Origin of the sequence: Kitasatospora sp. NPDC127111 (assembly GCF_042677465.1) — a bacterium.
Taxonomy (GTDB): Bacteria; Actinomycetota; Actinomycetes; order Streptomycetales; family Streptomycetaceae; genus Kitasatospora.
Genome location: NZ_JBHXTG010000058.1, coordinates 1 through 12,526 on the forward strand (window position 1 = coordinate 1; position 12,526 = coordinate 12,526).

A 12,526-nucleotide genomic window follows, 5' to 3' on the forward strand; every position below is an offset into this window, starting at 1 on the left:
AACGACGGGGTGCACCTGCACCCGTCGGTGCTGGACCTCGCGTACGGCACCGCCGGCGCCGCGCGGGTCGCGCTGATCACCGACGCGATGGGCGCCGCCGGCATGGGCGACGGCCGCTACCCGCTCGGCCCGCTCCAGGTCGACGTCAAGGACGGCGTCGCCCTGCTCACCGACGGCAGCTCCATCGCCGGCTCCACCCTCACCCTGGACGTGGCGTTCAAACGCGCCCTCACCGTCAACGGCCTGACCCTCGACCAGGCCGCCGAGTCGCTCTCCGCCACCCCCGCCCGGCTGCTCGGCCTGGCCGACCGGATCGGCTCACTGGAGACCGGCAAGCTCGCCGACCTGGTCGTCGTCGACTCCACCACGTACGACCTCGTCGCCGTCATGCGCCGCGGCGAGTGGATCACCGGCGCCGAGAGGTTCCGGCCCGGGACGGGAGGCCCCTTCCGGACAGGGCCCCCGGACCGCTGAGCACCGACTGTCGGCGGCGAGTGCGATGATCCCGGGTGTGAACGATGATCCGCGCACGACGGACGAGCGCTCGGCCCGCCCCGACTGGCCCTCCTGCGAGCCGGTCGACGGGTGGCTCGAATCGACCGACACCGCCCGGTACGCCCTGGTCCCCCAGGGGGCGCTGGCCGGGTGGGCCGGCTGGGAGCAGGCGCTGCCCCACACCACGGAGTACGCGGATGCCTTTGCGCTACCGGGGCACGGGGACGTGCTGACGCTCGGCGGTGAGCCGCTGGCCATCACGTGGCTGCCCGGGCACCTGGTCTTCGCGCGCTGGTGCTACGCGGACGACGACGCCGGGCTCGCGGCCGCCGTCGCGGCGGCGACCGCCGGTGACGCGGGCTGGGCGGACGCCGTCACCGTCGAGCTGAGCGGTGGGCGGTACCTGCTGACGGACGCCTCGTACGAGGGCGAGCGGATCGTCTCCAGCGGCGAGTACCTTCCGGTGGACCTGGTGCCCGGGCGATACCGCGCCCAGTCCCTCACCGTGGAGCCTGACGAGGACTCGGCGTTCCTGCTGGTGCGCCTGGTGCCCGCTTGACGACCGCACGCACCGGGCACCGATGTCTGCCGGAGCGCCCGGGCGGTGGTGGTCACGGTGGCTTCCGGCAGGCGCGGGCCGGGCTCAGCCGGGAAGGGCGAGCCGCTCGAGTCCGGCGCGGGTGAGTCCGCCGGCTCGGGCCCCGGCGTGGCGACCGCCCTGCGGTTCGAGGCCGACGGAGGCGGACCCGCCACCGCCCGGTTCCGCCACCGGCACACGACCCGGCCGCGGTCGGGCACCTGAAGTCGTCTCACCGACGAACACCGCTGTCACCATGGCCGAGAACACATCCCCCCGGCACTGACACGCGGGGCACGGCCGGACCGCGGGCCGCGGTCTCGCGGCCCGGCACGCTCCCGGCATCAGTGCAGCGCGGCCTGGCCCGTGCTGACGGCGCGCAGGGCGCGCTCGACGGTCGCGCGGTTCTCGCCGACCGGCGCCACGTAGTCGAGGACGCCGCGCGCGGCGTCCTCGCCGAGCGTCTTGGTGATCACCCAGGTGGCGAGGTACTGGGACGCCAGGCAGCCGCCCGCCGTGGCGATGTTCCCCTCGGCGTGGAAGGGCGCGTCGAGCACCGTGACGTCGCGGGCCTCGACGAAGGGCCGGCTCTTCGTGTCGGTGCAGGCCGGCATGCCGTCCAGCAGGCCGAGGCGGGCGAGCACCAGCGCGCCGGAGCACTGCGAACCGATCAGCTGTCGCGACGGGTCGAGCCGCAGCCTGGAGACCAGCCGGTCGTCGGCGATCACCTCCCGCGCCTTCACCCCGCTGCCGATCAGCACGACGTCGGCCTCGGTCACGAACTCCATCGGGCGCTGCCCGGTGACGTCGACGCCGTTCATCGACGTGACCATCGGTGTCGGTGTCGTGATGAAGGCCTCCAGGCCGTCCTTGCGGCACCGGTTGATCAGCGCGGACGCGATGAAACTGTCGAGTTCGTTGAACCCGTCGAACGTGACCACGGCAACCTGCATCACAACTCCCTCACGTCGGAACCGTTGTCGAGCCTAGGAGGCCATCCGATCGAGGACCAGGGCCAATCCGCGGCAAGTGGCCTTGGGGCCGCCCACTACGTACGGCTACCGAAGCCTCGTGGTCACTCGCGCGGCGGTGTTAAAAAGGACGCATGGTCGAACACGCCGACCCGTCCCGGAGCGTACCGAAGCCGACACTGTTCGCGAAGAGCCTCCTCCCCAGGAGCCCTCGGAGCGTTGCCGGCCAGGTCTTCGCGCTGCAGATCGCGGTCGTGCTGCTGCTCGTCCTCGGGGCGATCCTGGCGCTCGTCCTCGAATCGCGGAAGTCTAGCGAAGCCGAGGCCCGCAACCGGTCGGTGGCCGTCGCGGAGGCGTTCGCCCACTCCCCCGGCCTCCGTGACGCACTGGCGTCGCCGAATCCGTCGGCCGTGCTCCAACCGCTGACGGAGGAGACGCGCGGACCGGCCGGCGTCGACTTCATCGTGGTCATGAACACCGACGGGATCCGGTACACGCACCCCCTGCCGGACCGGATCGGCAAACAGTTCGTCGGCACGATCGGCCCTTCCCTGGCCGGCCACGTCTACACGGAGAGCGTGCACGGCCCGCTCGGCCACGAAGTCCAGGCGGTCGTGCCGGTCACCGCCCCCGACGGATCGGTCGTGGGCCTGGTGTCCGCCGGGCTCAAGGTCGCGAACGTCACCACGGCCGGCAACCGGCAGCTGCCCGTCATCCTGGGGACCGGCGCCGCCGCACTCGCGCTCGCCACCGCCGGAACCGCCCTGGTCTTCCGGCGGCTGAAGCGCCAGACGCGCGGCCTGGGCCCGACCGAGATGACCCGCGTGCACGAGCACCACAACGCCGTCCTCCACGCGGTGCGGGAGGGCGTCGTCATCGTCGCGCCCGACGGACGGCTGCTGCTGGCGAACGACGAGGCGAAGGAGCTGTTGGGACTGCCGGACGACGCCGAGGGCCGGAAGCTCGACGACCTGGACGGCCTCGACCCCGGCACCGCCGAGCTGCTGAAGTCGGGCCGCGTGGCCACCGACGAGGTGCACCAGTCGCGCGGCCGCCTGCTCGCGGTGAACCAGCGGCCGACCGACCGCCACGGCGGCGCGGCGGGAACGGTCGCCACGATCCGCGACTCCACGGAGCTGCGGGCGCTGTCCGGCCGGGCCGAAGTGGCCGGCAAGCGCCTCGCCCTGCTCTACGAGGCCGGCGTCGGCGTCGGCACGACCCTGGACGTCGTGCGCACCGCCGAGGAGCTGGCCCGGGTCGCGGTTCCCGGCTTCGCGGACTTCGTCACCGTCGACCTCGCCGACCCGGTGCTGCGCGGGGACGAGCCCACCGGCACCGCGATCGACCTGCGCCGGGCCGCCGTCCACGGGATCCGCGAGGACCACCCCTTCTACCCGCGGGGCAGGCTGATCGCCTTCATCCCCTCCACCCCCCAGGCCCAGGGCTTCGACAGCGGCCGGTCGCAGGTCGTCCCCGACCTGTCCGTCGCCCACGGCTGGCACGCCCAGGACCAGGAACGGGCCCGGCAGATCATGGACTACGGCGTCCACTCGCTCATCACCACTCCCCTGCAGGCCCGCGGCATCATCCTGGGCGTCGCCAACTTCTGGCGGTCGCGGAAACCCGAGCCGTTCGACGACGAGGACCGGTCGCTGGCCGAGGAGCTCGTCGCCCGTGCCGCGGTCAGCATCGACAACGCCCGCCGGTACACCCGCGAGCACGCCATGGCCGTGACGCTGCAACGCAGCCTGCTGCCGCGCGCCCTGCCGGAGCAGAGCGCACTCACCGTCGCGCACCGCTACCTGCCCGCGCAGTCCGGCGTGAGCGGCGACTGGTTCGACGTGATCCCGCTGCCCGGCGCCCGGGTCGCCCTCGTCGTGGGCGACGTCGTCGGCCACGGGCTGCACGCCGCGGCCACCATGGGGCGGCTGCGCACCGCCGTGCACAACTTCTCCGCCCTCGACCTCCCTCCGGACGAGTTGCTCGGCCACCTCGACGAGCTGGTGAACCGCATCGACCAGGAGGAGACCGACAGCGGCACCGGCACCGGCGTCACGGGAGCCACGTGCCTGTACGCCATCTACGACCCGGTCTCCCGGCTCTGCACCATCGCGCGGGCCGGACACCCCACGCCCGCGCTGGTCGGTCCCGACGGCGGCGTCCGGTTCCCGGAGCTTCCGATCGGCCCGCCGCTGGGAACGGGCGGAATGCCGTTCGAGACGGCGGAGGTGGTCCTGGACGAGGGCACCCAGATCGTCCTCTACACCGATGGGTTGGTCGAGGAGCGCACCCGGGACTTCGACGTCGGCATGGAGCTCCTGCGCCAGGCGCTCTCGGGCCATGACCGGGAGCCCGAGGAGCACTGCCGGGCCGTGCTGGACGCCCTGCTGCCGGCCCGTCCGCAGGACGACGTGGCGCTGCTGATCGCGAAGACCCGGGTGCTCGGTCCGGAGCACGTCGCCGACCGGGACGTGCCGTCCGACCCGGCCGCCGTCGGCGACGTGCGTGCCTGGGCGACCGCGACGCTGGAGGAGTGGGGCCTGGAAGACCTGGCGTTCGGCGCGGAACTGGCCCTCAGCGAACTGGTCACCAACGCCATCCGTTACGGCTCGCCGCCCGTGAGGGTGCGGCTGCTGCGCGACCGCAGCCTGATCTGCGAGGTGTCCGACGGCAGCAACACCTCCCCGCACCTGACCTACGCGGCGACGACCGACGAGGGCGGGCGGGGCCTGTTCCTGGTGGCGCAGCTCACCGAACGCTGGGGCACCCGGTACACCCCCCACGGCAAGATCATCTGGACGGAGCAGCCGCTCCCCGCCGCGATCGGCGGCCCCGACGGGGAGCCCTCGGCGCCGCTGGCCGTGGACGACGAGCCCGGGCCGCCGCCCCCGCCTCCGGCCGGTCCGGACGAGGCGGAAGCCGGAGCGGCGCCGGAGACGGTGGCGGGAGCGGTGGCGGGAGCCGCCGAGCAGGAGGCGGCGCAGGCGCCGGTCGGCGAGGCGGCGACGGCCCGGGGCGGCATGCCCGTGGAGTCGTAGCCGGTCACGGACGGCGCCGGCGCCGTCGGAGGCCGCCCGCCGACGATGCCCACGGGGCCGTCCCCACGGCCCGCCGGGAGGGTGTGCGTCGGCCCCCGTGCAGGCCCCCGTGCAGGTCAGGTGGGGTACGGGAGGTAGGGTCGAGGTGGCCGGGCGTGGTCAGGACACGTGCCACCGGAGGGGGCGCCGCAGTGCGGCGAGCCGGCCGTCACCATCGGTTCAGGGGGAGAAGTGCGCCGTTCCACCGTTCTCGTCGGCACCACGCTCGCGCTGCTGTGCGCAGCGGGCTGTTCGAACGACTCCGCCGTCACCTCGGCACGGCCCTCGGCCGGCGCCACGGTGACGGCGAGCGTCTCCGCGGCCCCCGCGTCGGCCACGACGGCGCCGAGCGCGACGGCCGCAAGTGCGACGGCCGGAGCTGCGACGGGCACGCCGACGCCGGCGGCCGACCACGCCCGTGCGGTACGGGCGGCGGCCGAGGCCACCGGCCGGACCAGCGCGCGGGTCGACCAGAACGTGGAGCTCACCGACGGGGAGACGACGTACCACCTGACCGTCGCCGGGGACTTCGACCTGGCGGCGGACCGGGGTCAGCTCGGCGTCGACCTTCCCGGGGGCGGGATCAGCCACGTCGACGAGATCTTCGCCGACGGCCAGGTGTACGTGCGCGGGTCCGCGGGCCTCCCCAAGGGGACGTGGGGGGCGATCGACCGGGAGAGGACCGTCGCGCACGCCCTGCTCCGCGCCCCGGTCAACGACCCGGAGCACTTCCTCCAGCAGATCGCCACCCTCACCCGGGTCACCCGGGGCGCCGAGGAGGACGTGAACGGGGTGCGCGCCGCGCGGTACAGCGGGTTCCTGTCCGACGAGGCCGTCACCCTGCGCCTGACGCCGGAGGTGCGGGGCAAGACGGAGCAGTTCCGGGCCGTGAGCGGCACCGGCGTCCAGATCCCGGCCGAGGTGTGGGTCGACGCCGAGGGACGGGTCGTGAAGGTCCGGCTGGTCCTGGACATGAACCCGGTCCGTTCGGTCACCACCGTGAGCTTCACCCAGCTCGGCAAGCCGGTGAAGGTCAGCGCGCCGGCTGCCGGGATCACCGCCGCGGTCACCGAGCTGACCGGCGTCCTCACCGGCTGACCGCCGCGCGCTCTCGCGCCCTCGTCCCCGCCCTCGGCGCCGTCCCCGGCCCCGCGCCCGGGGCGCGGGTGCCGGCCCGGAGTGGTCGGGGCCGGTGGGCGGCGCCCCCGTCCACCACCGGGGTGGGCGGTGGCTCACCCCCCGTGCGCCTCGCAGGTGGCCCGGGCCAGCCAGTCCAGGTACCAGTCGCGGAAGCCCACGCGCTCCTCCCCGGCGGTGAGCGGCCGGAGCGGGAGACCGGCCGCGCGACCGTCGAACCACAGCGTGCCGCTGTCCGGCCCGGTGACGACGAGCCAGGTGTAGTAACCGCACCCCTCGTGGCTGAGGCACACCGCCCCCGCGGTCATCGCCTCCTGGAGCCGTTCGCACTCCTCGTCCCAGGCGCGGAACGCCGCGCGGAACGACTGCTCGTCCGGGAAGTCCCCTTCGACGGGCTCGCGGGCGTCGAGCTCCGCCTCCCGACGCGCGCGTTCCTCCGCCGACGGGAACGCCTGCCCGAGCAGCGTGGTGTCACCGCGTACGCCGCCGCCCTCGGCCCAGTGCCAGCCCTGGTCGTCCCGCCGCAGCGGGAAGAGCCCGTAGTGGGGCCCGGCCCCGCCGGCGCCCACTTCCAGGAGGAAGCCGCGGTAGTCGGCGGGCAGGGCGACGCCGAGCGCCGACTCGGCCGCCGCCAGCTCGGCTTCGCCGAGCGGCGGCTCCAGCGCGAAGCCGTGCCCGAACCCCTGCCAGCGCGCACCGAAGACCTCCCCCGCGAAGGGCGCGTCCCGCAGGGCCAGGACCTGCTCACGCACGCCCGTCCAGCCCGTCCCCCGCTCCGCCGTCTCCACGGTCTCCACCCTCTTCACCCTCTCGCACCCGGTTGCCGGGCTGATGATCCTGGCACCCCCCAGCCACGGGGATCAACGGGAATCGGGCCGAAGCGGGCGCCGGCCCGGGCGTGACTGCGGCCAGGGCCGGGTGCGGGCCGGTACCGGGGCGCGGTCGACCCACGAGAGCGGGATCCGCGGGGCGGTGAACGCTCGGGCGGCCGCACACGTATCCAGGGGAGGCACGCCCTCGCGAACGGCGGAGAGGCAGCGGCGGCGGGGGGTCGTCGCGCTACCCCTGGAATCGTGATGACTTCCCACTTCGTCCGAAACGCCATGCTGGGGACCGCGGTGGCCTGTGCCGTGGCGAACGCCGTGGTCCACCTCATCCTGGTCCCCTCACATCTGGAGGAGAAGCCCTACGTCGGTGTCCTCTTCGTGGTCGGAAGCGTGGTGATGCTGGCCGTTGCCGCCGGTCTCCTGCTCCTGCGGCGGCCGATCGGCGCCTGGCTGGTCGGGTCGGCGACCAGCATCGGCATGATCGTCGGGTTCCTGCTGTCCCGTACCGTCGGGCTGCCGGGCTACCAGGAGGACGAGTGGGAGGTGCCGTACGGCCCGCTCGCCCTCGTCGTGGAGGCCCTGTTCGTCGTCGCGTTCGCCGTTTGGCTCGGCGCGAGCGGCGGCGAGCGCGCGGCCGAGCCGCGCGGTGGGGTGACCGCCCCGGTGAAGGCGCTGGCCGGACGGTCCCACTAGGCACCCCTGACAGGTGTCCCCGCATCACAGGTGTTCCCCGAACCGTCCCGGTGAAGGGGACCTCGGTCGGCGGCCGAAGGTCGTGGCCGCCGGCCACCGCTCATCGAGGGCGGCCGGGGCCGGTCCTCGATGAGCGGCGTGGCCGACACCGCCAACCGCCCGCTGCCGGCCTGACGGCCCGGTCTCACCTCAGATGCCGGGCGAAGAACCGGGCGCCCGGGTCGAGCTCGAACTGCGGGACGCCGGTGTGCCCGCCCATGTTGGCGTGCAGCGTCTTCTCCTCGGTGCCGAAGGCGTCGAACAGGTCCAGGGCCGCCTGCCGGTCGTTCCCCTCGTCGTCCCACTGCAGCAGGACGTGCAGCGGAACGGTGACCCGGCGGGCCTCCTCAACGATGATGGTGCGGGGCACGAGACTCCCGGCGAAGAAGCCCGCGGCCACGATGCGCGGTTCGACGACCGCCAGCCGGATGCCGATGGAGATCACTCCCCCCTCGTATCCGACCGGGCCCCCGATCCCGGGCAGCGAGTAGCAGTGGCCGCGGTGGCCCGCCAACAGGCTTTCGCGGAGGCTCCGTGGCCGGACGCCACCGAGCCGCTCGTCGGCCGAACCGGTCAGCCGGCGGGTGACGGGATCACGGGGTGAGCCCCTCGGTGCACGGCGCTCCGGGCTCCGGCGTCTGCGGGCCCTGGACGTACTCGGCCAGGAAGGCGTCCACGCGCGGGTCGCTCGCGCTGTCCACCACCAGCTGGGTGCTCCAGGCGGTGAGCGTGATCTTCCCCGATTCGGCCGGGTAGGGGCTCATGAACGTGTACGCCTTGCCCTGCACCTTGGCGGCGAGGGCGGCGACGTCGTCCGGACCGGCCTTGTCGTTGTAGGTGATCCAGACCGCGCCGTGCTCCAGGGAGTGCACGGCGTTCTCGTTCGGTACCGGCTTGGTGTACACGTTGCCGTTGCAGGTGAGCCAGAGCGGGTTGTGGTCGCCGCCGACGGGCGGCGTCTGCGGGTAGCTCACCGGGGTCTGGACGTGGGTGCGGCCCAGCTGGCCGAAGGTCTGGACGCCGGCGATGTCGGCCGCGGACTTGCCGCCGTTGTCCGAGGCCGAGGTCACGGCCCAGATGCCACCGGCGACGACCCCGGCCAGGATCAGGCCGGCCGCCGAGGCGTAGATGATCTTGCGGCGGCGCTCGTGTCGTCGCTCCTCCTTGCGGAGGGCTTCGATCCTGGCGCGTCGGCCGTCCGTCGGTTTTCGGGGAGCGGAAGCCATGACCGATGTCCTTCTCCCCGCCGTGCGGGTGCACGGCGTTCATGTCCAGTATCGCCGGACCCACGGCGGCTCGACCATTCCGGGGCCTCGCCGGTGATCACCGGGCCCGGACGGCCCGGAATCGCCGCGCCCGCGGGGCGGAACGGCGCGTCACCCTGGGTGATCGCTCCGCTTCCGCCCCGGGCAGCGCGACGGGCCGGCGGTCAGGTCAGGGCAGCGTCACGAACGGGGCGAGGAAGGCCCGGGCGACCGGCGTGTCGAGCCGGTAGGCGACGTTGGTCGCGTAGCACGGCCCGTCCCCGGTGATGGTCGTCGCCACCAGCAGGAACCTCCCGCCGACGGTGGCGAAGTTCGGGCCACCGGAGTCCCCGTAGCACGCGCCGCCGTTGCCCTGCGGGGCGGTCATCCCCAGCCGGATCCACGGCGCGTTGAGCGCGTTGAACGTCACCGGCGCCTTCATCCGCACGCCGCCGCCCGGGTGCGTCAGCCCGCCGGGGCCGCGCTGCGCCTCCTGGGTGCCGTAGCCGGCGACGGTGAACGGAGTCGCGTTGAGGCCCTGCGGCCCGAGCGCGCCGAGCTGGTTCTCGGTCGGGAGGGCGGCCGGGGTGAAGGCCCAGCGCGCGGCGACCGCCGGCGCCGGGAGCTGGACGACGGCGATGTCGTGCGGGTCGGCGGCGGGGCCGGGGTAGGCGGGGTCCTGGTGGGCGGACCCTTCCACGGCGACCGCGGCGGCGACGGCCGACGGGTCGCCGGGGTGCGCGGCCCGGGCCGCGTCCAGTCCGGCCTGCACGTCCTGGTCGAGGGAGACGTAGAAGCGGGCGCCGGCCGGCCAGTCGCCGGTGCAGTGCGCGGCGGTGAGGAAGGTGTCGCCGTCCACCATGGTGCCCGAGCACATCCAGTCCACCCGGTCCGGTGTGGCGGGGTTCCCGTCGTCGTCCCACTGCACCACCAGCGCGCCCACCTCGGTGCGCTCGGGTGCGGGCGAGGCGTTGTAGGAGTTGACGGCTGCGGCGGGGGTGGTCACGGCCGCGAGCAGGACGGCGGCCGCCGAGGCCGCGGCGAGGGCGCTTCCGGCGCGTCCGAGGGCTGCCGGAATGTCGGTGATCGGCACGGGGGTCGTGGCTCCTTCCGGGCCGTCGGGCGTTCCGGCGGCCTGCTGCTGGTTCCTGCGGGTGAACTCCCTGACGTCACCCGGTTGTCGGGCTGCCATCCGGGTGGCCCGGCCGGCCTGCTGCCGCACGCGGCGGGTCGGCCGGGCCACCGGACGGGATCCGGAGGCGGTCCGGGTCAGTAAACGCTCACGTGGTACGCGGCGAGGGCCTCGTTCACCGGCTGGAAGAAGGTCGTCCCACCGGTGCGGCAGTCGCCGCTGCCGCCGGAGGTGATGCCGAGCGCCTTGCTGCCGTCGTAGAGCGGGCCGCCCGAATCGCCGGGCTCGGCGCAGACGTTGGTCTGGATCATGCCGCGGACGGTGCCGCCCCCGGAGTAGCGCACGGTGGCGTTGAGGCCGGTGACCGTACCGCCGTGGGTGCCGCTGGTCGACCCGGTGCGCTTGACCGACTCACCGACGTAGGCGTCGGGTGCGGAGGAGAAGCCGCCGCTGTGGCTCAGCGCGCCGTTGTCGTACCGGACCAGGGCGTAGTCGTTGCCCGGGAAGCTGGAGTTGACGGTCGCACCGATCAGCGTGCTCTGGGCGGAGTTGGTGTACCAGGTCTTGGCGACGTTGCCGCAGTGGCCGGCGGTGAGGAAGTAGTAGCTGCTGCCGCTCACCACGTTGAAGCCGAGCGAGCAGCGGTACCCGCCGCCGTAGACGGCGTCGCCCGCGGCGAGCAGCGGGGTCAGCACGCCGGCGGTGCGCTGGATCCGCAGGGCGGCCGCGTCGGCACCCGCGGCGTGCCGGAGCCGGGCGAGTGAGGCCGGGGAGACGGTACTGTCCGCCGTCACGACGACGCGGCCGGCGGCGGCGTCGGTGTACCAGGCGATGCCGTCGACGCCGGTGTTCAGGACGGCGTCGCTCACCGCGGCCAGCCGGGCCGGGCCGAAGGACTGGGTGGGGGCGGCGACGGCGCTCGGCGCGGCGACGGCGGTGGCGGACAGCAGGCCGACGGCCACGGCGAGCAGGCGGGTGCGTCTGGCCTTGCCGTGGCCGGAGTCGGTGCGCTTGATCCTCACTGATCTCCTCCTGGGAGTGAGAGGCCCCTGAGGGTTGGGGGGCCGTGAGGCGCGGTCAGGCCGTGCGCGGACACCCGCCGGCGCCCATGGGGAACGACGGTGGGTGATCTGCCCCTGACAGGCGCTGACGGGAAGTATGGGGATCACCACCGGGCCGCACAAGGCTTCCGGCACGCCGGGAGTCCGCACTCCCCGCCGCTCCCGGGGCGCCGGCTGCCGCCGCCCCGGGAGCGGTGGCCCGTCCCACCTGCGTCGCTCCCGTCGCCGGCCGTTCGTCCCCCACGCCCACCGGCCGCCGTCGCGCGGCCCCGAGCCGGTACGCGGGCTTCCCGGCGTGGCGGGGCCGGCGGCAGACTGTGGTGGCGCGAGCGGCCGGGCGCACGGGCGGTCGGGCGGTCGGGCGGTCGGGCGAGCGGGTGCGCGGTCGGTCCGCGGGTGAGCGGGTGCGCGGTCGGTCGACGACGGAACGGGGGCGGCATGGCGGGGAGCCGGACGAAGAAGCGGAAGAGACCACTGGCCGAGGGGGTGGTCCGGCCTGCGAAACCGTCAGGAGGCAAGCGCTCCGGGCGGAGGCGTGGCGGCAACGACCGCCGGCCGTCGCCGCGGACCGTCCGCCGAGCGGCGCTCCTGACCGCGGTGGTCGTCCCGGTGCTGCTGGTGGGGCTGCTGGCGCTCGCCACCAACCCTGACTACGAGGCCCCCGGCATGATCCTCGCCGTCCTGGTGCTCATCGGGGCGCTCGGCGGGTTGATGGTGGTGCGCACCAGCGGCTGGGTGCTCTGGCCCGGCGTCCTGCTGGGCATCCTCCTCGTCGTCACACCGACGGCCAGCCTGCGCGCGGAGCTGATCGCCCACCGCGGAGTGGAGACCCAGGTGGTGATCACCTCGGCCCACTCCTCGAAGGACAGGAGCGGGAGGGTGAGCTGGTCGTGCGGCATCCGCCGGGCCGACGGACAGCCACTGCCGCACGCCTCGTACGACGGCTCGGGCTGCGCGTCGAGGGCCGACGTCGGCACCACCCTCACGGTCCTCGTCGACCCGGAGGGGTGGGCCCCGCCCGCCGCGACGCACCCGAACACGCCCTTCGTCGGCGGCGTCTACGCCGTGGCCGGCGTCGGCGTCCTCTGGGTCCTGCTCGTCCTGGGCGCCGCGCGCCGCACCCTCCGCGAGCACGGAACAGGCCGCGGATAGCGGGCCGCGGCTGGTGGATCATCGACAGCGGGCCGCCGCTCGCCGTGGTAGCGCCACCGGCACCCGATCAGGGACGTCCACCGGGTGCCCCGGTCCGTACCGGCGCCGGGTTCGAGAATGG

At 74.4% G+C, this 12,526-nt stretch carries 11 protein-coding genes and 1 pseudogene; 6 read left to right on the forward strand and 6 right to left on the reverse strand.

Translation table 11 applies throughout. From position 1 onward, the window contains the following. Both ACFVHB_RS28630 and ACFVHB_RS28635 read left to right on the forward strand, forming a co-directional pair. Positions 1-474 (forward strand): amidohydrolase family protein (locus ACFVHB_RS28630; protein WP_380327977.1); only part of this gene is annotated, 474 nt, incomplete at its 5' end. A gap of 37 nt (positions 475-511) precedes the next feature. Next, positions 512-1,054 carry an Imm21 family immunity protein gene (locus ACFVHB_RS28635; RefSeq protein WP_380327979.1) on the forward strand — a complete coding sequence of 181 codons (543 nt, stop codon included), beginning with the start codon at positions 512-514 and terminating at the stop codon, positions 1,052-1,054. Between the two features lie 362 nt (positions 1,055-1,416). On the opposite strand, the gene ACFVHB_RS28640 is transcribed toward ACFVHB_RS28635, so the two are convergent. Beyond that, on the reverse strand, positions 1,417-2,025 hold the full coding sequence (locus ACFVHB_RS28640; RefSeq protein WP_380327981.1) for a DJ-1/PfpI family protein: 609 nt from the start codon (positions 2,023-2,025) through the stop codon (positions 1,417-1,419). Positions 2,026-2,177: 152 nt separating this feature from the next. Between ACFVHB_RS28640 and ACFVHB_RS28645 the strand changes: the two genes are divergently transcribed. Both ACFVHB_RS28645 and ACFVHB_RS28650 read left to right on the forward strand, forming a co-directional pair. Further along, on the forward strand, positions 2,178-5,081 hold the full coding sequence (locus ACFVHB_RS28645) for a SpoIIE family protein phosphatase (protein WP_380327983.1): 2,904 nt from the start codon (positions 2,178-2,180) through the stop codon (positions 5,079-5,081). Positions 5,082-5,312: 231 nt separating this feature from the next. After that, complete coding sequence (locus ACFVHB_RS28650; protein ID WP_380327985.1) at positions 5,313-6,218, forward strand: hypothetical protein; 906 nt, start codon at positions 5,313-5,315, stop codon at positions 6,216-6,218. Between the two features lie 134 nt (positions 6,219-6,352). Here ACFVHB_RS28650 and ACFVHB_RS28655 read toward each other — a convergent pair whose 3' ends face one another. Then, on the reverse strand, positions 6,353-7,054 hold the full coding sequence (locus ACFVHB_RS28655) for an SMI1/KNR4 family protein (RefSeq protein ID WP_380327987.1): 702 nt from the start codon (positions 7,052-7,054) through the stop codon (positions 6,353-6,355). A gap of 279 nt (positions 7,055-7,333) precedes the next feature. Here ACFVHB_RS28655 and ACFVHB_RS28660 point away from each other — a divergent pair, with 279 nt between their 5' ends. Beyond that, positions 7,334-7,777, forward strand: coding sequence for a hypothetical protein (locus tag ACFVHB_RS28660; RefSeq protein ID WP_380327989.1), 444 nt, complete (start codon positions 7,334-7,336; stop codon positions 7,775-7,777). 184 nt (positions 7,778-7,961) lie between these two features. Here ACFVHB_RS28660 and ACFVHB_RS28665 read toward each other — a convergent pair. The 4 genes and pseudogenes from ACFVHB_RS28665 to ACFVHB_RS28680 all read right to left on the reverse strand — a co-directional run. Further along, positions 7,962-8,303 (reverse strand): annotated as a pseudogene (locus ACFVHB_RS28665) (alpha/beta hydrolase); the annotation flags it as partial. 106 nt (positions 8,304-8,409) lie between these two features. Further along, on the reverse strand, positions 8,410-9,042 hold the full coding sequence (locus ACFVHB_RS28670) for a DUF3105 domain-containing protein (protein ID WP_380327991.1): 633 nt from the start codon (positions 9,040-9,042) through the stop codon (positions 8,410-8,412). A 208-nt stretch (positions 9,043-9,250) separates the two neighbouring features. Further along, the gene (locus ACFVHB_RS28675) at positions 9,251-10,153 is read right to left on the reverse strand and encodes a trypsin-like serine protease (RefSeq protein ID WP_380327993.1); all 903 of its coding nucleotides are present in this window, start codon (positions 10,151-10,153) and stop codon (positions 9,251-9,253) included. A gap of 176 nt (positions 10,154-10,329) precedes the next feature. Continuing rightward, positions 10,330-11,214, reverse strand: a complete 885-nt coding sequence (locus ACFVHB_RS28680; protein WP_380327995.1) for a S1 family peptidase — start codon at positions 11,212-11,214, stop codon at positions 10,330-10,332. A gap of 636 nt (positions 11,215-11,850) precedes the next feature. Here ACFVHB_RS28680 and ACFVHB_RS28685 point away from each other — a divergent pair. Next, entirely contained in the window at positions 11,851-12,405 is a 555-nt protein-coding gene (locus ACFVHB_RS28685) for a hypothetical protein (RefSeq protein WP_380327997.1), read from the forward strand. The last annotated feature ends 121 nt before the right edge of the window (positions 12,406-12,526 follow it).